The organism is Streptomyces sp. NPDC048192 (genome assembly GCF_043202415.1).
Lineage (GTDB): Bacteria > Actinomycetota > Actinomycetes > Streptomycetales > Streptomycetaceae > Streptomyces.
The window spans coordinates 473,732-495,283 of sequence record NZ_JBIDAL010000004.1; the positions used below are offsets into that span (position 1 = coordinate 473,732).

Annotated in this window: 20 protein-coding genes, 2 tRNA genes and 1 other RNA gene; 9 read left to right on the plus strand and 14 right to left on the minus strand. The window is 73.5% G+C overall.

The genetic code is table 11. From position 1 onward, the window contains the following. The gene (locus ACGFZN_RS10425; RefSeq protein WP_393858044.1) at positions 1-495 is read right to left on the minus strand and encodes a MarR family winged helix-turn-helix transcriptional regulator; all 495 of its coding nucleotides are present in this window, start codon (positions 493-495) and stop codon (positions 1-3) included. Positions 496-699: 204 nt separating this feature from the next. Between ACGFZN_RS10425 and ACGFZN_RS10430 the strand changes: the two genes are divergently transcribed. Then, entirely contained in the window at positions 700-897 is a 198-nt protein-coding gene (locus tag ACGFZN_RS10430; RefSeq protein ID WP_393858045.1) for a hypothetical protein, read from the plus strand. Between the two features lie 349 nt (positions 898-1,246). Here the strand turns inward: ACGFZN_RS10430 and ACGFZN_RS10435 are convergent, their stop codons facing one another. The 8 genes from ACGFZN_RS10435 to ACGFZN_RS10470 all read right to left on the minus strand — a co-directional run bounded on the left by ACGFZN_RS10435 (position 1,247) and on the right by ACGFZN_RS10470 (position 5,999). After that, positions 1,247-2,185: an RNA polymerase sigma factor SigF gene (locus tag ACGFZN_RS10435; RefSeq protein WP_393858046.1), complete on the minus strand. Its 939-nt coding sequence runs from the start codon at positions 2,183-2,185 to the stop codon at positions 1,247-1,249. A 354-nt stretch (positions 2,186-2,539) separates the two neighbouring features. Beyond that, complete coding sequence (locus tag ACGFZN_RS10440) at positions 2,540-3,388, minus strand: RNA polymerase sigma factor SigF (RefSeq protein WP_393858047.1); 849 nt, start codon at positions 3,386-3,388, stop codon at positions 2,540-2,542. 187 nt (positions 3,389-3,575) lie between these two features. Continuing rightward, entirely contained in the window at positions 3,576-3,869 is a 294-nt protein-coding gene (locus ACGFZN_RS10445) for a Dabb family protein (protein WP_393858048.1), read from the minus strand. Positions 3,870-3,879: 10 nt separating this feature from the next. Next, complete coding sequence (locus ACGFZN_RS10450; RefSeq protein ID WP_393858049.1) at positions 3,880-4,059, minus strand: hypothetical protein; 180 nt, start codon at positions 4,057-4,059, stop codon at positions 3,880-3,882. A gap of 239 nt (positions 4,060-4,298) precedes the next feature. Beyond that, a tRNA-Ser gene (locus ACGFZN_RS10455) sits at positions 4,299-4,383 on the minus strand. Positions 4,384-4,452: 69 nt separating this feature from the next. Then, positions 4,453-4,884 (minus strand): tRNA adenosine(34) deaminase TadA, encoded by a 432-nt coding sequence (tadA, locus tag ACGFZN_RS10460; RefSeq protein ID WP_393858050.1) that lies wholly within the window; start codon positions 4,882-4,884, stop codon positions 4,453-4,455. 56 nt (positions 4,885-4,940) lie between these two features. After that, entirely contained in the window at positions 4,941-5,480 is a 540-nt protein-coding gene (locus tag ACGFZN_RS10465) for a hypothetical protein (protein WP_393858120.1), read from the minus strand. Positions 5,481-5,783: 303 nt separating this feature from the next. Continuing rightward, positions 5,784-5,999: a hypothetical protein gene (locus ACGFZN_RS10470; RefSeq protein ID WP_393858121.1), complete on the minus strand. Its 216-nt coding sequence runs from the start codon at positions 5,997-5,999 to the stop codon at positions 5,784-5,786. A gap of 104 nt (positions 6,000-6,103) precedes the next feature. Between ACGFZN_RS10470 and upp the strand changes: the two genes are divergently transcribed. Beyond that, positions 6,104-6,739, plus strand: a complete 636-nt coding sequence (gene upp, locus ACGFZN_RS10475; protein WP_393858051.1) for a uracil phosphoribosyltransferase — start codon at positions 6,104-6,106, stop codon at positions 6,737-6,739. 142 nt (positions 6,740-6,881) lie between these two features. Here the strand turns inward: upp and ACGFZN_RS10480 are convergent, their stop codons facing one another. The 4 genes from ACGFZN_RS10480 to ACGFZN_RS10495 form a co-directional block, all read right to left on the minus strand. Continuing rightward, the gene (locus ACGFZN_RS10480) at positions 6,882-7,514 is read right to left on the minus strand and encodes a LytR C-terminal domain-containing protein (protein WP_393858052.1); all 633 of its coding nucleotides are present in this window, start codon (positions 7,512-7,514) and stop codon (positions 6,882-6,884) included. A gap of 112 nt (positions 7,515-7,626) precedes the next feature. Next, positions 7,627-7,923, minus strand: a complete 297-nt coding sequence (locus ACGFZN_RS10485; protein WP_004943146.1) for a type II toxin-antitoxin system VapB family antitoxin — start codon at positions 7,921-7,923, stop codon at positions 7,627-7,629. Positions 7,924-8,137: 214 nt separating this feature from the next. Further along, positions 8,138-8,809, minus strand: a complete 672-nt coding sequence (locus tag ACGFZN_RS10490; protein WP_393858053.1) for an HdeD family acid-resistance protein — start codon at positions 8,807-8,809, stop codon at positions 8,138-8,140. Positions 8,810-9,269: 460 nt separating this feature from the next. Beyond that, positions 9,270-9,872 (minus strand): HhH-GPD-type base excision DNA repair protein, encoded by a 603-nt coding sequence (locus ACGFZN_RS10495; RefSeq protein ID WP_393858054.1) that lies wholly within the window; start codon positions 9,870-9,872, stop codon positions 9,270-9,272. A gap of 127 nt (positions 9,873-9,999) precedes the next feature. Here ACGFZN_RS10495 and ACGFZN_RS10500 point away from each other — a divergent pair, with 127 nt between their 5' ends. The 3 genes from ACGFZN_RS10500 to ACGFZN_RS10510 are packed head-to-tail and all read left to right on the plus strand — an operon-like array spanning position 10,000 to position 14,678. Continuing rightward, entirely contained in the window at positions 10,000-12,288 is a 2,289-nt protein-coding gene (locus ACGFZN_RS10500; protein WP_393858055.1) for a penicillin acylase family protein, read from the plus strand. Beyond that, positions 12,285-12,863: a GNAT family N-acetyltransferase gene (locus tag ACGFZN_RS10505; protein WP_393858056.1), complete on the plus strand. Its 579-nt coding sequence runs from the start codon at positions 12,285-12,287 to the stop codon at positions 12,861-12,863. The genes ACGFZN_RS10500 and ACGFZN_RS10505 overlap by 4 nt, the downstream gene beginning before the upstream one ends. 57 nt (positions 12,864-12,920) lie before the next feature. Then, positions 12,921-14,678 carry a copper resistance protein CopC gene (locus ACGFZN_RS10510; RefSeq protein ID WP_393858057.1) on the plus strand — a complete coding sequence of 586 codons (1,758 nt, stop codon included), beginning with the start codon at positions 12,921-12,923 and terminating at the stop codon, positions 14,676-14,678. A 126-nt stretch (positions 14,679-14,804) separates the two neighbouring features. On the opposite strand, the gene ACGFZN_RS10515 is transcribed toward ACGFZN_RS10510, so the two are convergent. Continuing rightward, a tRNA-Ser gene (locus ACGFZN_RS10515) sits at positions 14,805-14,892 on the minus strand. Positions 14,893-14,988: 96 nt separating this feature from the next. Between ACGFZN_RS10515 and ffs the strand changes: the two genes are divergently transcribed. The 4 genes from ffs to ACGFZN_RS10535 all read left to right on the plus strand — a co-directional run bounded on the left by ffs (position 14,989) and on the right by ACGFZN_RS10535 (position 21,480). Continuing rightward, positions 14,989-15,087: signal recognition particle sRNA small type (gene ffs / locus ACGFZN_RS10520), an RNA gene on the plus strand. A gap of 54 nt (positions 15,088-15,141) precedes the next feature. Beyond that, the gene (locus ACGFZN_RS10525) at positions 15,142-17,592 is read left to right on the plus strand and encodes a DNA polymerase III subunit gamma and tau (protein ID WP_393858058.1); all 2,451 of its coding nucleotides are present in this window, start codon (positions 15,142-15,144) and stop codon (positions 17,590-17,592) included. Between the two features lie 88 nt (positions 17,593-17,680). Then, positions 17,681-18,958, plus strand: a complete 1,278-nt coding sequence (gene purD, locus ACGFZN_RS10530) for a phosphoribosylamine--glycine ligase (RefSeq protein ID WP_393858059.1) — start codon at positions 17,681-17,683, stop codon at positions 18,956-18,958. Between the two features lie 323 nt (positions 18,959-19,281). Further along, positions 19,282-21,480, plus strand: a complete 2,199-nt coding sequence (locus ACGFZN_RS10535) for a hypothetical protein (RefSeq protein WP_393858060.1) — start codon at positions 19,282-19,284, stop codon at positions 21,478-21,480. The last annotated feature ends 72 nt before the right edge of the window (positions 21,481-21,552 follow it).

Genomic DNA, 21,552 nt, shown 5'->3' on the forward strand with positions numbered 1-21,552 from the left:
TTACGTGCTTGCGGGTGTACGGGTGGTCTGTTCGAGTACGGGGGCCGGGAGCCGGAACGCGGTGGCCCGGCAGTCGCCGAAGGACTCGCGCAGCCGGGACATCAGCCGGATCAGCTGGGTCACGTCCTCGTCGCTCCAGTCGGCGAGCCGCTCGGCCAGCAGATGCGTGGTCCGCCGGGACAGCTCCTGCAGCTGCTCCAGACCCGAGGGGGTCAGGTGCAGGATGCGCGAGCGCTTGTCCGCGGGGTCCGGGTGCCGCTCGATCCAGCCGCGCGCGGCGACGTGCGCGACATGCCGGCTGGTGACCGACATGTCCACGGCGAGCAGCTCGGCGAGCTTGCTCATGCGCATGTCTCCGTGGCGGCCGAGCAGATTCAGCACGGCCGCCGAGCCGGCCGGACAGTCGGGGGGCAGGATCCGCCCCATGTCCCGTTTCACGGCTCCGACGGCGCTGAGCTGACGCGCCAGCTCTTCGAACTGCGCCTGCTCGGCCATCACACCTCCCGTATTCGTTGCTTGGGGCAACCATAATCCGATTGGTTGCTACAGGCAAATAAAACGGGATCCGGCCGAGCAAAAACTTGGCAAAGGAAAGTATTGCGATCGTAAACACCCAGGTGGGTGCGGGTGAGGTGCCCCTGTCTGTCCGGGTGGCCCCGCACTTGGGTCGGTCACCTGGATTCGCTAGTGTCTCGGGCCATGGCTAACACCCAGGGCCCCCAGGGCAATTACGACCCCGCCGGCAGCACCCAGATGTTCCGCGCGTTCGTCGAAGAGGCTCCCCAGGGCCGGCAGCAGCAGGCGGCCACCTCCTCCGGCCCCCGCGTCGGCGTGATCATCGGAGTCATCGTGGCCATCGCGGTGGTGGCCGGCGTCGCCTGGCTGGCGCTGAAGTAGGACACACCGCTTGGCGGTCTCGACGACGGGACCGGCGGTGCGGGTAAGTGGTGCCGGTGTGCTTCCCGGGCGGGATGACGGGTGCGCTTCCCGGCCGGGGTGACGGGTGCGCTTCCCGGCGGGGGGTGAACGGGGCGTGCCGCTGCGGGAGTTGCCGGCCGTCAGGTGATCGCCGCCCGGCTCGCCGCCCCGGCACACGCACCGAGAGCCCGGCCGAGGACGACGTGCGCCGCCGGCGCTGCCACGAGGGCGCCCCGGCGGCAGCGCGTACGGCTCCGCCGTGGCCGGTGGCGTGCACGGCGGAGCCGTACGCGGCCGGCCGGCCCGGCGCGCTCGTCGCGGCGGGGCGCTAGTCGGAGATCAGGCCCTCCCGCAGCTGCGCCAGCGTGCGGGTCAGCAGACGGGAGACGTGCATCTGGGAGATGCCGACCTCCTCGCCGATCTGGGACTGGGTCATGTTGGCGAAGAAGCGCAGCATGATGATCCGGCGCTCCCGGGGCGGCAGCTTGGCCAGCAGCGGCTTGAGCGACTCGCGGTACTCCACGCCCTCCAGCGCCGCGTCCTCGTAGCCGAGCCGGTCGGCCAGGGAGCCCTCGCCGCCGTCGTCCTCGGGGGCCGGGGAGTCGAGGGAGGAGGCGGTGTAGGCGTTGCCGACCGCGAGGCCGTCGACCACGTCCTCCTCGGAGACGCCGAGCACGGCGGCCAGCTCGGTGACCGTCGGGGAGCGGTCCAGCTTCTGCGACAGCTCGTCGCTGGCCTTGGTGAGGGCCAGGCGCAGCTCCTGCAGGCGGCGCGGGACGCGCACCGACCAGGACGTGTCGCGGAAGAAGCGCTTGATCTCGCCGACCACGGTCGGCATCGCGAACGTCGGGAACTCCACGCCCCGTTCGCAGTCGAAGCGGTCGATCGCCTTGATCAGGCCGATGGTGCCGACCTGGACGATGTCCTCCATCGGCTCGTTGCGGGAGCGGAAGCGCGCGGCCGCGTAGCGGACCAGCGGCAGGTTGAGCTCGATCAGGGTGTCCCGGACGTAGGCCCGTTCGGGGCTGTTCTCGTCGAGTGCGGCCAGCCGCAGGAACAGGGAGCGGGACAGGGTCCGGGTGTCGATGTCCCCGGAGGCCGGCGGGGCCGGGAGGTCGGCGGCCGCCGGGGCGGGCGGGGCCGGCACGGCGGCGAGGGCCGTGACGCCCTCGATGCCGTCGAGGACGTCGAGCGCGTCGAGCTCCTTGGGCGCTGCCTCGCTCTTCGCGGGCGTCAGCACCTTCGAGCTGCCCTGGTCTGCGGACATGCCACCCCCTTTGGGTCGCGGGACGGTCGGGGCGGCGCTGTCTTTCGGACAACGCAGCCTTCACCTGAATACCGGCGCGGAAGGCCCGGCAAACGCGTCTCCCGCAGAATGTCACATGTCGGCAACGCGCTGTAGTGACATGTCGACATGCGAGATGCGAATCGGCCCTGGAAAGAGGGGGTCTGACGCCTTGTCGGGTGCGAACTGTCGGCATCTGCGCTGGTGAGCGATTCGCTCTCGGCGGTGAGCGCTCGATCGGGTTTGCGATGCAGGGGGTGATCCCGAATGTGCTTCCGTGCGCCCGCTGTGCTCCGCCCCGATTCCCTTTGTACGGCCTGTGCGTCCCGTGCCGTTCTATGCGTCGATGCGATTCGCCGAGCGCAGCCGCTGGAAGCTGCGGGCGAGGAGGCGCGAGACATGCATCTGGGACACGCCGAGTTCCGCGCTGATCTGCGACTGGGTGAGATTGCTGTAGTAGCGCAGCAGAAGGATGCGCTGTTCGCGTTCGGGCAGCTGGACGAGCAGATGCCGGACCAGGTCGCGGTGTTCCACGCCGTCCAGGGCCGGGTCCTCGTAGCCGATGCGGTCCAGCAGGCCGGGCAGCCCGTCGCCCTCCTGGGCGGCCTCCAGCGAGGTGGCGTGATACGACCGCCCCGCCTCGATGCAGCTGAGCACCTCCTCCTCGCTGATCCTGAGCCGGTCGGCGATCTCGGCGGTGGAGGGGGACCGGCCGTGCAGGGTGGTGAGGTCCTCGGTGGCGCTGTTCACCTGGACCCACAGCTCGTGCAGCCGGCGCGGCACGTGCACGGTGCGGACGTTGTCCCGGAAGTACCGCTTGATCTCGCCGACGACGGTCGGCATCGCGAACGTCGGGAACTGCACGCCCCGGTCCGGGTCGAACCGGTCGATGGCGTTGATCAGACCGATGGTGCCGACCTGGACCACGTCCTCCATGGGCTCGTTGCGGGAGCGGAAGCGGGCGGCGGCGTAGCGCACGAGCGGGAGGTTCGCCTCGATGAGCGCTCCCCGCACCCGGTCGTGCTCCGGCGTGCCCGGGGTGAGCTCCTTCAGCTCGGCGAAGAGCACCTGGGTGAGGGCGCGGGTGTCGGCCCCGCGCCGTTTCTCGGGGGGCACAGGGGCAGGGGCAGGGGCAGGAGCGGGGGCCTCCTCCTGGGGCGGCGCAGTACTGGCCGACACGGTCAACGCCACCTCTTCATCACTCAATCATCGGTCAAAAGCGGTCATAGCATCACAAGACATGCGCACGCTGCGCAAGCACCCCCTCACTTCGTGTTGTGTTCAAACTTCGACAAGTTGGGCCTGTGCGAGGGGGCCCCGGACACACGAAAGCCCCCCGCCTCTCCAGCGGGGGGCTCCGGGCGTGCCGGGCTCAGAACTCGTAGTCGGCGATCACCCACGTGGCGAACTCGCGCCACATCGCGACGCCCGCCTGATGGGCCGGGTGCTCCAGGTAGCGCTTGAGGGCGTCGGCGTCCTCGACGGCCGAGTTGATCGCGAAGTCGTAGGCGATCGGCCGGTCGCTGACGTTCCAGCCGCACTCCCAGAAGCGCAGCTCCTCGATCTGCCCGCCGAGGGCCCGGAAGGCCTCCACTCCCGCCACGACCCGCGGATCGTCGCGCTCGACGCCCTCGTTGAGTCTGAAGAGGACCAGGTGGCGGATCATGGGGCGTACCTCAGTTCTTTCCTCCGTTGGCGACCCAGGTCATGAACTGCCCGATGGCCTTGGCCGCGTCCGATATGCCCTCGAAGCCTATCTGGACGTAGTCCGCCGCCTTGGCCGGGTCGGTGATGATCACGTACAGCGCGAAGACCACGAGCACGTATACGGCGATCTTCTTGGCGTTCACCGCCACCGCGGCCTCCCCTGTCCGTGCGCCCCTGTTGCCGGCGGCGAGTGTAACCTTCGGACCTTTTCCAGGGGCCAACGGTCCGCCGCCGGGGGCTCTTTGCCCCGTCCTGTGCGCGAGCGTCCCGTACGGGGAGAAGTGCGACGAGAAGGAGGGGGAGAAGATATGAGGAGAAGTACGGCGAGGAGCGCGACGACAGGTGCGACGCGAAAGGGCCCCGTCTTTGGACGGGGCCCTTCTTCGAGCGGTAGCGGAGGGATTTGAACCCTCGGTGACTTGCGCCACACTCGCTTTCGAGGCGAGCTCCTTCGGCCGCTCGGACACGCTACCGAGGGAGACCTTACAGCAAGGTGGGGCGTGCCCTGAAATCGGATTCCGGAGCCCCCGCGGCCGCTCCTGTCAGCGGTCCCGGAAGAAGTCCGTGAGGACCTGGGCGCACTGTGCCGCGAGCACGCCCTCCACGACCTCCGGGCGGTGATTGAGCCGGCGGTCGCGGATCACGTCCCACAGCGAGCCCGCCGCGCCCGCCTTGTCGTCCCGGGCGCCGTAGACGACCCGGTCGACGCGGGACTGGACGATCGCGCCCGCGCACATCGTGCACGGCTCCAGGGTGACCACGAGCGTGCAGCCGGTCAGCCGCCACTCGCCGAGCAGGGCGGCCGCCCGCCGGATCGCGAGGACCTCCGCGTGGGCCGTGGGATCGCCCGTGACCTCGCGCTCGTTGTGCCCGGCGGCGAGCACCGTCGCACCGTCCGCGGACAGCACGACGGCGCCGACGGGGACGTCCCCGCCCTGGACGGCCCGTTCGGCCTCGGCCAGGGCGAGTCGCATCGCGGGACGCCAGCGGTCGCGCACCGGATCCGGCACGGCGGCCGGGGTGCCGGCGGTCAGCGGACGGTCTCCAGCACCTCCGAGGCGCCCAGGGCCTCGGCGATCGTGCCGAGCGCGTCCTCGGCGTCCAGCGAGCGCAGCTCCTTCTCGCTGATGCCGAGGTCGTCGAGGATCTGGCTGTCGCCGACGGGGCTGTGCGGGACCGCGTCGGCGGCGGCGGCCGGTTCCTCGTCGTCCTCGTCGGACTCGGACTCGCCGTCCTCCGTGCCGTCGAGGTCCAGGGAGTCCAGGTCCGGGCCGTCGTCGGCGCCCGGCTCCCGGCCGAGCAGCTCGTCGGTGAGCAGCAGCTCGCCGTACGCGCTGCGCTGGGCGGCGGCGGCGTCCGAGACGTAGATACGAGGGTCGTCCTCGCCGTCCACGCGGACGACGCCGAACCAGGCGTCCTCCTGCTCGATCAGCACGAGCACCGTGTCCTCGTCGGGAGAGGCTTCCCGGGCCAGGTCGGCCAGATCCGACAGGGTCTCCACATCGTCGAGCTCTGTGTCGCTCGCTTCCCACCCGTCTTCGGTGCGCGCGAGCAGTGCGGCGAAGTACACCGTGACTCTCCCACTGGTCATAGGCGTGCCGGTTGGGGGTCCCCCCGGCGGAGGTACTTGGGCGGAGAGAGCTGGGCTCCGAGCCCCACCCACTCGGAATCGTGGCAGAAACAAGGCGTTCAGGGGACGTCTTCGGCGCCCTGTGTCTTGCAGCCACCTGCGGATCGTACGCGGCTTTTCCGGGCACACACGCACGCCCGCCTCGCAAACGCCCAGTGCGGGCGCGGATCTTCCTTGTCCCAGAACTTCCTTACCGGTTCTTGCACAAGAGGATTCCCAAGCGTGTTCCTCCCCGCATTCGGTCTACCAGCGGAACGTCCGCATGCGCATCGCGTGGCGCAACCGGGCGGCTTTGGCGCGTCGCGGCTGGACCCGGGCGCGCAGCTCACGGGCCTCGGCGAGGTCGCGCAGGAACTGGGCGCGGCGGCGCCGGCGCTCCGCGTCCGTCTCGGGGACGGAACCGCCGCGTGTCGTGGAACCACCGGCGTCCCCCGGCGCGCCGTCAGGAAGGTCAGGCAGGTCAGGCACGTCTCACCACCCCAGTCCGTCCCTCCCACTTTCCCCCGTACGGCCGGTTCGACGCCAGGGTCGGCGGGGTTTCGTTCGCAGGTACCGTTAGGGGCATGCGTCTCCATGTCGTCGACCACCCCTTGGTCGCCCACAAGCTCACCACGCTGCGCGACCAGCGCACCGACTCCGCGACCTTCCGCCGGCTGGCCGACGAACTGGTCACCCTGCTCGCCTACGAGGCCACGCGGGACGTGCGGACCGAGGCCGTCGACATCCGGACGCCGGTCGCGCAGACCACGGGCGTCAAGCTCGCCCGGCCCCGCCCGCTGGTCGTGCCGATCCTGCGGGCCGGCCTCGGCATGCTGGACGGCATGATGCGGCTGCTGCCGACCGCCGAGGTGGGCTTCCTGGGCATGATCCGCAACGAGGAGACGCTGCAGGCCTCCACGTACGCCACACGCATGCCGGAGGACCTGTCGGGCCGCCAGGTGTACGTCCTGGACCCGATGCTGGCCACGGGCGGCACGCTGGTCGCGGCGATCCAGGAACTGATCAAGCGGGGCGCCGACGACGTCACCGCGGTCGTCCTCCTTGCCGCTCCCGAGGGCGTCGCGGTGATGGAACGGGACCTCGCGGGGACGCCGGTGACGGTCGTCACGGCCGCCGTGGACGACCACCTCAACGAGCACGGCTACATCGTGCCGGGACTCGGGGACGCGGGGGACCGGCTTTACGGGGCGGCGGAGTAGGTTCCCGGCCTGACGGGAGGGCCACAGGGGCCGGTGGGCGCCCTGTGCCGGATGCGGGGGCGGGGGCGCTTGCGTCTGAGATACCGGCGCGGACCGGCCGCAGCCGCCGCGTCCCGGCCCCGCGCCCCTTGCGTGCCGCTGGTCAGCAGCTCTTCTTCGCGGTGGCCGCCGGCTTCGGGGCGGCCAGGGCCGTCAGCGCCTGCCGCGCCGCCGCCGGCTGGGCCAGGCCCTTGAAGCCGTCGCCGATGACCAGGTCGAGGTCGGTCCCCTTGCGGCCGTCCGTGCGCTGCTCGGCGCCGGCCAGCTGGGTGCCGAGCACCGGCAGGGAGGAGTTGCGGGCGGAGGCGGGGCCGAGCAGGATGCCGGCGCTCTTGACCTTCTTGTCGAACTGCTTGCTCGCGTTCCCCACGTCGCCGATCTTGAAGCCGCGCTTCTTCAGCGCGTCCGCGGTGTCCTTGGCCAGCCCGGTGCGATCGGTGGCGTTGTAGACGTTCACGGTGATCTCGGCGGGCTTGGGCAGGGATTTCACCTGTGCGGCCGTATCGGTCCCGGGATGGCAGCGGGTCTTCGCGCCGGCCGCCGCGGTCTTCTTGCCGCCGCCGGTGAAGACGTCGATGAGCTGCAGGGTGCCCCAGCCGATCAGGCCGAGCGCGCACGCGGACGCCACCACGGCGGCCACCAGCCGGGCGCGTCGGCGCGGCGGGCGCATCCGAGGGTATTTGTCCCCCGTGATCCGGTACTGACCGCCCATGCCAGGGGGTGTGAGCATGCTCATGAGCGCAGCGTAGTGCGCCCGAGCGGCGCTGCCTATTAGATGATCAGTCGATGCCGCTCAGCGGAACCCGAAAGGGTCAAGGGCCTTGGGCCGGTGGCCGTGTCGCGCCGGGTCAGTCGAGTTCGAGCACGCGCGCGTGCAGCACCTGGCGCTGCTGGAGGGCGGCGCGGACCGCGCGGTGCAGGCCGTCCTCCAGGTAGAGGTCGCCCTGCCACTTGACGACGTGGGCGAAGAGGTCGCCGTAGAACGTCGAGTCCTCCGCCAGCAGGGTCTCCAGGTCGAGCTGCTGCTTGGTGGTCACGAGCTGATCGAGGCGGACCGGGCGCGGCGCGACGTCCGCCCACTGCCGGGTGCTTTCCCGGCCGTGGTCGGGGTACGGCCGGCCGTTTCCGATGCGCTTGAAGATCACACGGAAAGCCTACCGGTCAAGACCTTCCGGGCGCAGCCATGGCGGCGGAGTGCGGTGATTGAAAAGATGCCGCGAAGACGTGCATACGGGTGACTAACGGGATCTTCCGGTCCGGATGCCGGGAACCGGGGAAGCGGGGCCGGGGCGCAGACCCGGTGCACCGGGAGTGCGGTGCACAGGCTGTGGACCGTGAGCCGGCGCTCCGGCACGGGACTCACACGGTGTGCGGTACGGCCTTGGCGCGGCCGCGGATGCCGAACGCGGTGACGATCTCCCCGATCCCGACGACGACCAGCCAGATGCCGGCGACGAGGGTGAGCACGGCGACCGAGTGGAACGGCGAGTCGATGAGCACGATCCCGGCGATGAAGGTGATCACGCCGAGGAAGACCTGCCAGCCCCGGCCCGGCATCCGGGAGTCGTGCAGGGCGGCCAGGGTCTGGGTGATGCCGCGGATCAGCCAGCCGATGCCGATCCACAGGGCGAGCAGCAGGATCGACTGCATGGGCCCGCGGAAGCAGAACAGGCCGAGGAGGATCGACAGGGCGCCGCTGATGAACGCGAGGACGCGCAGCGAGGTCGTCATGTGCGTACCGAAGGCGGACGCCAGCTGGAAGATGCCGCTGACGACGAGATAGACGCCGAAGAGGATTCCGGCGGCGAAGAGGGAGGGGCCGGGCCAGACGAGGATCAGCACGCCGAGGATCAGCGAGGCGATCCCGGTGACCAGGACCACCTGCCAGGCGGCCCGGGACAGGGCGTGCAGGGGCCCCTCGAACGGCGGCTCGGGCTCCCGGCGTTCACCGGTCGGCGGGGTGGCCGCGTGGACGTTCCGGTCGTCATACTCGCGGCCCCAGTTCGGACCGCTGTTCGGTGCCTCGGTCATGGTCCATGCTGTGAGCGCCGAGAGCGTCCCTGCGATCGGGGGCGGGCCGAACGGGTGAACGCCGCCACCGAGCCCGCCCGCAGGGGCCCCGCCGACATACCGGCTCCGCCGGCCGCAGGGGGCACGGCCTGCCGTGCCCGCGGTCCTCCCCGCGAATGGTCTCCGCATCCTGGAGCGCCACCGCCCCCAAAAAAAAGCGTCCGCCGCCCGGCTCCGCTCTGCTCGGGTAGGGCTTCACCGGCCGGGTTCACCGGTTCGCCGCCCCGGCCGAGGTCTTCGTCGCTCGGCCTGGCCCTACCCGCGGCAGGCCGTCGCTGCCCGGCTTCAACCGCCCCGGATGAGGCCTCCGCTGCCCGGCCCCGCGCTAACCGTGGCAGGTCTTCACCGCCCGGCTCGGCTCAACCCGAGGCAGGCCATCGTCGCCCCGCCCCGTTGCACCCGGTCTCGCCGGCCCGGGCGGCTAGCCGCCGGAGGCCTTCGCTGCCTTGGCTGCCGCCTTCAGTTCCTGTTTGTGTGCCCTGACCTTGGTCAGGGACTCCGGCCCGGTGATGTCGGCGACCGATCTGAAGGAGCCGCGTTCGCCGTACGCCCCCGCCGCCTCGCGCCAGCCCTCGGGGGTGACCCCGAGTTGCTTGCCGAGCAGGGCGAGGAAGATCTGGGCCTTCTGCTTGCCGAAGCCGGGGAGGTCCTCCAGTCGCTTCAGCAGCTCGGAGCCGCTGGGCACGTCCCGCCAGATGGCCTCCGCGTCACCGTCGTAGTGCTCCACGAGGTACTGGCACAGCTGCTGGATGCGCTTGGCCATCGAGCCGGGGTAGCGGTGCACGGCCGGCTTCTCGGCGAGCAGCGCGGCGAAGGCCTCCGGGTCCATCGCGGCGATGTCGTGCGCGTCGAGGTCTCCGGAGGGTCCGGCGCCGAGCCGGTCGGCGATGGTCCGGGGGCCCTTGAACGCCCACTCCATCGGCACCTGCTGGTCCAGCAGCATCCCGGTGAGCGCGGCCAACGGGGACCGTCCGAGCAGCGCGTCGGCCTCCGGTTCCTGGGCGAGATGCAGGGTGACGTCCATGCGCCGATGATCCCGCGCGCGAGGCGGCGGCGCGCGTCGGACCGCTCTCGCGTACGATCCCTTCACAGAGGAGTTAGGGAAGGCTTACCTAATAAGTAGTCCAAAAGACGGTTCGGAGGAGCTCCCGGTGGCCATCGAGACGTACCGCGACGCCTGGGGCATTCCCCATCTACGGGCGTCCGGCGCCCGCGAACTCGCCCGCGCCCAGGGCCGGGTGACCGCACGGGACCGCGCCTGGCAGCTGGAGGTCGAACGGCACCGCTCGCAGGGCACCTCGGCCGCCTTCCTCGGCGCCGGCGCCCTCTCCTGGGACGTCCTCGCCCGCCGGGCCCGCCTCGACGACACCGCCCGCCGCTGCTTCACCGCACTGGAACACCGGGACCCCGAGACGGCCGGCTGGGTGCGCTGTTACGTCGACGGCGTCAACGAGGGCCTGCCCGCCGGCGCCGCCCGGGCGCCCGAGTTCGCCCGCACCGGCCTCACCCCCGGGCGCTGGCGGCCCTGGACCCCGCTCGGCGTCTGGCTCGCCACGCATCTGCTGTTCGCGGGGTTCCCGGCCAAGCTCTGGCGCGAGCAGGCGATACGGCACCTCGGCCCCGACGCCGTACCCCTGTTCGCCGCCGACGGCCGCGGCACCGCGGGCAGCAACGGCTGGCTCGTCACCGGCGCGCGTACCGCCACCGGCCACGCCCTGATCGCGGGCGACCCGCACCGCTTCATCGAGGACCCCGGCGTCTACCAGCAGATCCACCTGTCCTGCCCCGAGTTCGACGTCGTCGGCCTCGCCGTGCCCGGTGTCCCCGGCATCGCCCACTTCGGACACACCGGCACCGTCGCCTGGGCCATCACCAACGCCATGGCCGACTACCAGGACCTCTACCGCGAGCGCCTGCGCCGCACCGGCGCCGGCGTCCAGGCCCTCGGTCCCGACGGCCACTGGCACCGCGCCCCACGGCACACGGAGACGGTGGAGATCGCCGGAGAGCCGCCGATCGAGATCGAGGTGATCGAGACGGACAGGGGCCCGGTGATCGCCGGCGGCCCGGAGGGCCTGGAGGCGTGGTGCGCCGGCGTCGGCGGGGACGGTCCGGCGGCGGACTCCGGCGCCGAGTCGTCGTACGGCCCGCAGCCCGCCGGCGGCGAGGACGTCCCACCGGGGCCACCCGCACCCGGAGTCGGAAGCGGCGCGGGCGGTGCCGGTGGGGACACCGGCCGGGACGACGGCGAAGCCGAGGCGCTCGCACTCCGCTACCCGCCCCGCGTCACGGACGACCTCGGCTTCAGCGCCCTCCTCCCCCTGCTGCGCGCCCGCACGGTCCAGGACGTGGACCGCGCCCTGGACTCCTGGGCCGAGCCCGTCAACGTCGTCCAGGCCGCCGACACCCGGGGCGGCACCCTGCACCGCGTCGCCGGCCGGGTACCGGTCCGCGCACGGGCCAACCTCCTGCACCCGGTCCCCGCCTGGCGGCCAGGCCACGACTGGCAGGGCCGGCACGAGACGCCGTACGCCCCCGTCGAGGACGGCATCGCGGTGATGGCGAACGAGCGCGGCCTCGCCGCCCCCCTCGGCGTCGAGTTCGCCCCGCCGCACCGCGCCGACCGCATCCGCGCCCTCCTGAGCCGGCGCCCCGCCTGGACCGCCGACGCCATGCCGGCCGTCCACACCGACACCCACCTCGCCTCCGCCGCCCCCCTCCTCGACCACCTCGCCGCCCTCGACGGCCTCACCTCCGCCGCGGCCCGCCTGCGCGACCGCCTGCTCGCCTGGGACCGCCGCATGGACGCCGGCAGCACCGACGCGGCCCTCTACGCGGCGGTCCGCGGCGCCGTCGTACGCCGGCTCGCCGCCCACCCCGTGTTCGCGCCGCTGGCCGAACCCCCGGCTTACCCGGAGGTCCTGCTCCCCTGGCTGGCGCTCGTGCCGCGCATCGGCCTCGCCCTCGAACACCTGCTGCGCGCCGAGGAGTTGTACGGCATCGACCGCCCGGCCGCGGTCCGCGCGGCCCTCGAGGAGGTGGCCGCCGGGCCACCGGCCGGCACATGGGCCGACAGGCACCGCCTCACCCCCTGGCGGGCGCTCCCGGACGCAGCGGGGGACGACCGGGAGCCCGGTCTCGCCGGCGACCACGACTGCGTGCTGTCCACCTCCGCCGTCCCCGGCCTGACCGACGGCGCCGCCCGCGGTCCCGCCGCCCGCTACGTCTGGGACCTCGCCGACCGCGCGGCCAGCCGCTGGATCGTCCCCTTCGGCGCGGACGGCGTCCCCGGCAGCCCGCACCACCGCGACCAACTCCCCTTGTGGCTCAGGGCAGAACTGGTCCACGTCAGCACCGACTGGACCCTGCTCACCCGCGACCCCGACACAGACACCGCTGACACAGACACCGCTGACAACGACACCGAGGGGACCCGATGACCGCCCTGCACGAACGGCACGTCGACGGTTTCGGCACCGTCCGCATCCGCCCCCTCGACCCGGCGTCCGACGCGGACGTCGTCCACGCCTGGGTGAGCGAGGAACGCGCCGTCTTCTGGGGCATGAACGGCCTCACCCGGGACCAGGTCGCCGAGCTCTACGCCCACATGGCCGGCCTCGACACCCACCACGCCCACCTCGTCACCAAGGACGGCGTACCGGCGGCCCTGTTCCAGACGTACGAGCCGGCCGCCGACCGGGTCGGCGAGTGCTACGACGTCCTCCCCGGCGACCTCGGCGTCCACGTCCTCCTCGCCCCGCCCGGCCCCGACGGCCCGCTCCCCGGCTGGAGTTCGGCGCTGCTGACGGTGCTGACGACGTACGCGCTGCGGGTCCTGGACCGGCGCAGAATCGTGGTCGACCCGGACGTGCGCAACACCGGAGCGATCGCCCGCTTCGAACGCCAGGGCTTCGTACGCGGCCCGCGGGTCGTGCTGCCCGAGGTGGACCTCCCGGACGTGTACCTGCCGGAGAAGCACGCCCAACTGGCCTTCCTGGAGCGGACGGCACGCTGAGCACTGCGGCCGGTGCCTGCGTACTCATACGGGGCACGCGGTGAAGGAGGCGACGACGTGCGGGTGCGCGACCGGCGACGGCGATGGGCACGACGGTTCACCCTGCTCTGCACGGGCCTGCTGCTCCTCCTGATCGGTACGGCGGCCCCCGCGTCCGCCCACGCGGCCCTGCGGGCGACCGACCCGGCCGACGGAACCGTCCTGCGCACGGCCCCCCGGCACATCACCCTGACCTTCACCGAGTCGGTCGGCCTGCTCACCGACTCCCTGCGCGTCTACGACCCCGCCAACCACCGGCTGCGCACGGGCCCCGCCGGGCACGCCGACGGCTCGGACACGGTCCGCGCCGCCCTGCCCGCCCGGCTCACCGGCGGCACGTACACGGTGGCCTGGCGGGTGGTGTCGGCGGACAGCCACCCGGTGTCCGGCGCGTTCACCTTCTCGGTCGGCAAGCGCACGGCGACCACGGCCAGCCCGGTCCCCGACCGCACCGAGAACCCCGCCACCGCCGCCCTGTACAACATCGCCCGCTACCTCGCCTACCTCGCCGTGGCCGTCCTCCTCGGCACGACGGCGTTCGTGGGGTACTGCCGCCCGCCGACGGCGGCCCCGCTGCGCACCCCCGTGCTGGCCGCCGCCTGGACCCTGCTCGGCACGACGACCGCGCTGTACGTCCTGCGCGCCCCGTACGAGGAGGGCACGTCGCCCGCCGTCTCCCTCGGCGCGCTCACCCACACGGCCGGCACCCGCCCCGGCGCGCTCCTGCTCCTCCGGCTTGCGCTGCTGACCCTGGCCGGGACCGTCATCGCGCTCCTGCGTGCCCGGCGCAGAAGACTCCCGCGCCGTACGACGCTCGCCGTGGCGGCCGCCGTGTCCGTCCCGCTCGCCCTGACCTGGACGGCGTCCGACCACGCCTCGGCGGGCGTCCAGGTGCCCCTGGCCATCGCCTCCGCCACCCTGCACCTGCTGGCCATGGCGGCGTGGGTGGGCGGTCTGGCGGCCGTCCTGCGCACCCTGCGGCGCACCTCCCTCACCACCCTGGCCCGTTTCTCCCGCCTGGCCTTCGCCTCGGTGACGGTCCTGGTCGTGACCGGCGTCTACCAGTCCTGGCGGGGCCTCGGTTCCTGGCAGGCGCTCAGCGGCACGACGTACGGCCGGACCCTGCTGGCCAAGCTGGCGGCGGTCACCGCGCTCCTCCTGGCGGCGGCCTGCTCCCGGGCCTGGACGACCCGCGCGGCCCACGTACCCCGAGCCGCCGCGGCCCGCGTCCCCGAACCGGCGACAGGCCCCCCGCTCCCGGCGGAACCCCCGGCCCCGCCCCCGCCGCCGCCCTTGGACATCCTGCGCCGCTCGGTGCTGGCCGAGGCGGCCGTCGCGGCGGTGGTCCTGGCCCTGACGACCCTCCTGACCAGCACGGCCCCCGGCAGGGCGGCCGGGGAGACCGCGGCGGCCGCGACTCCGGCGGCCGGCATCCCGACGGCCTCCGTCACCACGATCCCCTTCGACGCCGGCGCCGGCGGCCACGGCAGCGTCCAGGTCACCCTGGACCCGGGCCGGGTCGGCCGCACCTCCGTGCAGGCGGTGGTCTACGGCCCCGACGGCGGCCTGTCCACGGTCCCCGAACTCCGGGTCACCCTCAGCCTCCGAGCCCAGCGGATCGGCCCCCTCGACACCAGGGTCACCGACCGGGGCGGCTACTGGGGCGCCGACTCCTTCGATCTCCCCCTCCCGGGCACCTGGACACTGAAGGTCACGGTCCGGCTGTCGGAACTGGACCAGGTGACGGTGTCGGCGCCGGTGCGGGTGACGCGGTAGGCGGGGTGGGCGCGGGCGGCGCAGGGGAGTGGGCGGCGCAGGGGAGTGGGACGGCCGGAGCGGGCCCCGACTTCGAAGCCGCAACGCCAGAGGGCCGGACCACTTTCGCGGTCCGGCCCTCTGGGCTGGCGGAGGATACGAGATTCGAACTCGTGAGGGGTTGCCCCCAACACGCTTTCCAAGCGTGCGCCCTAGGCCTCTAGGCGAATCCTCCGCCGGAAACATTACATGACCGAGGGGAGTGCTTGCGAACCCGTTCCCGCAGGCCCCCGTCGATTGCGGTCCGCAGGCCGCGATCGGGTACTCTGGGCGCAGCCCCTCACGCGGCGCTATCTGACTGAACTCCCCCAGGGCCGGAAGGCAGCAAGGGTAGGTTGGCTCTGGCGGGTGCGTGGGGGGCGCTCGCGTTCCCGGGGCCCGCGGCCGGGACCGGTTGTCAGTGGCCGCCTATAACCTCGTATGCGTGTCGTCTCTCGCGCTGTACCGCCGCTATCGCCCGGAGACCTTTGCCGAGGTCATCGGGCAGGAGCATGTCACCGACCCGCTGCAGCAGGCGCTGCGGAACAACCGGGTCAATCACGCGTACCTGTTCAGCGGGCCGCGCGGCTGCGGCAAGACGACCAGCGCACGGATCCTGGCCCGCTGCCTGAACTGTGAGAAGGGTCCCACCCCGACCCCCTGCGGCGAGTGCCAGTCCTGCCGCGACCTCGCGCGCAACGGACCCGGCTCGATCGACGTCATCGAGATCGACGCGGCCTCTCACGGTGGTGTGGACGACGCCCGTGAGCTGCGCGAGAAGGCGTTCTTCGGCCCCGCGAGCAGCCGGTACAAGATCTACATCATCGACGAGGCCCACATGGTCACGTCGGCCGGCTTCAACGCGCTGCTGAAGGTCGTCGAGGAGCCGCCGGAGCATCTGAAGTTCATCTTCGCGACCACCGAGCCCGAGAAGGTCATCGGCACCATCCGGTCGCGTACGCATCACTACCCCTTCCGGCTCGTCCCGCCGGGCACCCTGCGGGACTACCTCGCCGAGGTGTGCCAGAAGGAGGCCATCCCGGTCGAGGACGGCGTCCTGCCGCTGGTCGTGCGCGCGGGCGCCGGGTCCGTGCGTGACTCCATGTCCGTCATGGACCAGCTCCTCGCCGGCGCCGGTGAGCAGGGTGTGACGTATGCCATGGCCACCTCCCTGCTCGGCTACACCGACGGCTCCCTCCTCGACTCCGTCGTCGAGGCCTTCGCCACCGGTGACGGCGCCGCCGCCTTCGAGGTCGTCGACCGTGTCATCGAGGGCGGCAACGACCCGCGCCGCTTCGTCGCCGACCTGCTCGAGCGGCTCCGCGACCTGGTGATCCTCGCCGCCGTCCCGGACGCCGTGGAGAAGGGACTGCTGGACGCACCGGCCGATGTCCTGGAGCGCATGCAGGCCCAGGCCTCCACGTTCGGCGCCGCCGAGCTGAGCCGCGCCGCCGACCTCGTCAACGCCGGCCTGACCGAGATGCGCGGCGCCACCTCGCCCCGCCTCCAGCTGGAACTGATCTGCGCCCGCGTGCTGCTCCCCGCCGCCTACGGCGACGAGCGCTCGGTGATGGCCCGCCTCGACCGCCTCGAACGCGGCGTCCAGTTCTCGTCCGGCACCGGCGCCCCCGCCATGGGCTACGCCCCCGGCCCGGACGCCCACGGCGGCGCCCCCATGCCCTCCGTACCCCCCGGCACCGGCCCGGCGGCTGCCCGCGCGGCAGTACGAGCGGCCGGGGGACCGGGGGGCGGGCCCGGAGGCGCGGGACCTGGTGCCGTTGGTTCGGGAGTTGGCGGTCCTGGTGCCGGTGGTCCTGGAGCGGGCGGTCCTGGCGTGGCTGGTCCGGGTGCCGGTGGTCCTGGAGTGGGCGGTCCTGGTGTGGCTGGTCCTGGTGCCGGGGGCCCTGGTGCCGGTGGTCCCGGGGCGGGAGGCCCTGGTGCCGGTGGCCCGGCTCCGGTCGCTCCCGCTCCCGCTCCCGCGCCCGCGGGTCCAGCGGCGCCGGTGCCGGCTCCGGCCCAGTCTCCGGCGGAGGCTGCCCCGGCCAGCCCCGCCGCCCCTGCTCCTGTTCCCGCCTCCGGTGCCCAGGCACCGGCGGCGGCCGGCGGTGCGTCCGCTCCGGGTGCGTGGCCGACGCCCGCTGCCGCCGGTAGCGGCCGGCGCCCCGGCGGCTGGCCCACGGCCGCGGCGCCGGCGGGCGGCGCGCCGCAGGGTCAGGCACCGGGCCGCGCCCAGGCAGCCCCGCAGCAGTCCTCGGCGCCCGCTTCCGGCCCGGCATCCCCGGCCGCGCCCGCCGCCGCCCCCGCCGGCGGCCTCGACCCCCGCATGCTGTGGCCGAACATCCTGGAGGCGGTCAAGAACCGCCGCCGCTTCACCTGGATCCTGCTCAGCCAGAACGCCCAGGTGACCGGATTCGACGGCACCACCCTCCAGCTCGGCTTCGTGAACGCCGGTGCGCGTGACAACTTCGCCGGCAGCGGCAGCGAGGACGTGCTGCGGGCGGCGCTGGCCGAGCAGTTCAACGTGCAGTGGAAGATCGAGGCGATCGTCGACCCGTCCGGCGGCGGTTCCGCACCTCTGCCCGCCGGAGGCTCCGGCTTCGGCGGCGGAGGCGGCTACGGCGGCGCGCCCGCCGGGGGCTCCGGCGGCTACGGCGCCCCGGCCGCACCCCGCCAAGCCGCCCCCCAGCCGGCACCGCAGGCGCCGGCGCCCTCGCAGCCCGGTCCCACGAGCGCCCCGCCGGCGCCTGCCCCCGCCCCCGAGCCCCCGCCGGTCGCCCCCGAGGACGACATCCCCGAGGACGACGACCCCGACCTGGACGAGTCGGCCCTCTCCGGGCACGAACTGATCGTCCGCGAGCTGGGGGCGACGGTGGTGGAGGAGTTCTCGAACGAGTAGACGAGCGGCCGGCACCGGGGCCGCTTTGGAGGAAAGCCCAACAATCCCGGCCCCCGGCCTTCGGCAACCTTGCCATTAGGCTGACCCCGTGAAGGTCCTCGTCATCGGCGGCGGCGCCCGCGAACACGCCCTGTGCCGCTCCCTGTCCCTCGACCCCGACGTCACCGCGCTGCACTGCGCCCCCGGCAACGCCGGCATCGCGGAGGTGGCCGAGCTGCACCCCGTCGACGCGCTCGACGGCACGGCGGTCGCCGAGCTGGCCGCAGGCCTCGGCGCCGACCTGGTCGTCGTCGGCCCGGAGGCCCCGCTGGTCGCCGGCGTGGCCGACGCCGTGCGCGCGGCGGGCATCCCGGTGTTCGGCCCCTCCAAGGAGGCCGCGCAGCTGGAGGGCTCCAAGGCCTTCGCCAAGGACGTGATGGCGGCGGCGGGAGTGCCGACCGCCCGGTCGTACGTCTGCACCACCGCCGAGGAGGTCGCCGAGGCCCTCGACGCCTTCGGCGCCCCCTACGTCGTCAAGGACGACGGCCTCGCCGCCGGCAAGGGCGTCGTCGTCACCGACGACCTGGACGCCGCCAAGGCGCACGCCGCCGCCTGCGACCGGGTCGTCATCGAGGAGTTCCTCGACGGCCCCGAGGTGTCCCTCTTCGCGGTCACCGACGGCGAGACGGTCGTACCGCTCCAGCCCGCCCAGGACTTCAAGCGCGCCCTCGACGGCGACCAGGGCCCGAACACCGGCGGCATGGGCGCCTACTCCCCGTTGCCCTGGGCGGACCCGAAGCTGGTCGACGAGGTGCTCCAGACGGTCCTGCAGCCGACCGTCGACGAACTGCACCGCCGCGGCACCCCCTTCTCCGGGCTGCTCTACGCGGGCCTGGCCATCACCAGCCGCGGTGTCCGGGTGATCGAGTTCAACGCCCGCTTCGGCGACCCGGAGACCCAGGTCGTGCTGGCCCGGCTGAAGACCCCGCTGGCCGGCCTGCTCATGGCCGCCGCCACCGGCCACCTCGCCGATCTGGAGCCGCTGCGCTGGAACGAGGACGCGGCCGTCACGGTCGTCGTCGCCTCGCACAACTACCCCGGTACCCCGCGCACCGGCGACCCGATCGCCGGCCTGGACGAGGTGGCCGCCGAGGACGCCCCGCACGCGTACGTGCTGCACGCCGGCACCAAGCGGGACGGCGACCGCGTCGTCAGCGCGGGCGGGCGCGTGCTGTCCGTCACCGCCACCGGCGCGGACCTGACCGAGGCCCGAGAGCGGGCGTACCGGGCGGTGGGCCGGATCCGTCTGGACGGCTCCCAGCACCGCACCGACATCGCCGCGAAGGCGGCACAGGCCACCCAGGCGGACCAGGCGCCGACGACCTGACCCATGCGCGCCGCGGTCAGGCGCCCAGCCGCCTGACCTGCGCTTGCCGTGCCGGTTGCCCACGCGACAGCCGTACCCAGGCCCCGGATCCCCGATCCGGGGCCTGATCTTTGCTGTCTGTCACGCACCTCTGACCAAAGCCATTCCATCGAGTGAGCGGCCGCCCATACGGATGACGGGGGCCGGGGCCCCAACTAGGGTGCCGCGCAAGCTTTCCGGCACTTGGCCCACCGGCATTGCGATGTCAGTGGCGGGTGCCACAGTGGGGGAGTGAGCATCACCAGGAAAGCCCGGCATCGGCAGCGAGGGGGTGAGGGCCGGACGTGACCGGAATCGGTGCGGAGATGGGCGCGCAGGCCGCGCGTTCCAGGGCCCTGGCCGTCCTGCGGGTCCGTGGCCGGGCGCTGGCCGCGGCCGTGCTGCCCGCAGCCGTCGCGGTGATCCTGCTTGCGGGCGGTGCCACCGGCCACCTCGTCGGCCGGGGCTGGGACACGGCCCGGCTGGTCGTGGGCGTGCTCGCCGTGCTGGTGCTGCTGGCCGCCGCCGGTTTCGCCCTGGTCGTCTCCCGGGCCCGCCCCGCCGTCAGCCCGACGGTGCCGATCCCGGAGGAGTCCGCCCCGGACCTGTACCGGATGGTGCGCGACCTGGCCGACCGGCTGGACGTGCCGGTGCCCTCGGCCATAGCGCTCACCCCGGACTGCGACAGCTGGCTGGAGGACCGTACGCACTCGGCCCACGGCCCGCCCGCGCGCCCCGCGTCCGACGAGGACGAGACGGCGGGCCCGGGCCGCCGCCGCGCTCCGGCCGCCCCGGTGCTGGTCATCGGCTCCCCGTTCCTGTGGTGGATGCGGGTCGGCGAGCTGCGCGCGGTCCTCGCCCCGGTCATCGCCGGTACGGGCCCGTCGGCGCACCCCGACATAGCGGCCGCCCGGCGCTTCGTGCGCGGTCTGGACGCGGCGGTCGCGGTCGCCGCGACGCCGGGCCGCTGCCCGCTGACCCGCGGCCTGTGCGCGGCCCTCGGCTGGGTGGCCCGGCTGCTGCTGCGCGGCTGCCGCGAACACGCGACGCAGATGGAGCGCGGGGTCGCTGCGGCGGCGGCCGAGCGCGCCCAGGCCGTGGACTACGGCCTGCGGATCGTCGCCCAGGAGCAGGTCGGCCTCGCCTACGCCGGCTGGGACCGGCTGCTGACCCGGGTGGCGCTGCCCGCCTGGCGGATGGGCCGCTGGCCGTCGGGGCTCGACGCGGGCGTGGTGGCGGCGCTCACCGAGCTGTCACGGCGCGACCGCCTGGCCGAGGGTTTCACCTCCCGGCTCGGCGAGCGTCCCGCGTGCGACCTGCTGGAGGAGCCGGGCGCGGTGGACGAGGCCGCGTCCCTGCTGGCCGCCCGCCTCTTCCACGGCGGCCCGGCGGAGCCCGGCCCGGACTGGGCGCCGGTGGACTGGCAGACGTATCCGGAGGAGGTCGTGGACCGCACATGGCGTGCGAACGCGGCCCGACTGCACCGCGTTCTGGATTCCCTCGGCGTCCGCCCCTCCCTCGACCCCGCCGACCCCGACCCCGGTGGCCCCACCCTGGCCCGCGTCCTGGACCACCTCACCGAGCCGGGCAGGAACACGGCGATACCGAAGCCCCCGGCCCCCACCCGGCCCACCTCCCCGGCGAGCCCCTCGCAGTCCCGAGCCCAGCACGCCTCCCACGCTCAATCACCGCAGGCGCCGGACGACCCCCAGCCGTCCCCTGCCCCCGCGGAACCGCCGCAGGCGCCCGGCGACCCCGAGCCGGCCCCCGCCCACACCGAACCCGGGCAGGCACCCGGCGCCCCGGAGCCGGACGCCACCCACGCCGGACTCCCCGAGGGACTCGACGCCGAACCGGCCCCGGCACTCGAAGCCGAACCGGACCGGGCAGCCGATGCCGAGCCGGGCCCGTCGGCCGACCTCGAACCGGCCCCGGCACCCGAAGCCGAACTAGCCCCGGCACCCGGCGTCGAACCGGACCGGGCAGCCGACGTCGAGCCGGCCCCGGCCGCCGAAGCTGAACCGGCCCTGGCACCCGGCGTCGAACCGGCCCCGGCACCCGAAGCCGAACCGGACCCCGTGGCCGATGAACCCGCCGGTACCGAGCGCAGCGCCACCCTCGCTGCCGGGCTGAGCGCCGAGCTGGCCCGGGAGGAGGCCGGCACGTGCGGAAGCGGTGCGGCCGCCGTCGGCCAGAGCACCGAGCGCGCCCTGTGGGACGACGACGGCGGCCTGCCGCTCTTCCCGCTGCAACCCCCGCGCACCGCCCGTGAGTTGCTCACCGAACACGTCACCGCGATGGTGTGCTGCGCGGCCGTCGACACCGCCGGCGCGGTCCCCGCGCTGGACTGGCTGGACGGCCCCTCGCTGCTGGTCGGCGGCGAGCGGGCCGCCGACCTCACGCCCAAGGTGCTCAGCCTGATCGAGGAGGGAGATCCGGGCCCGCTGCGCGACTGGCTGGCCGCGTCCGGAATACGCCCCGAGAAGCCCGTACGGCTCGTCTGAGGCGACAGGCCTCCCGCACTCCGGCAAGCACCTGCGAAGGGGATCCCCGTCTTCCAGTTCAGGTCAATTCGC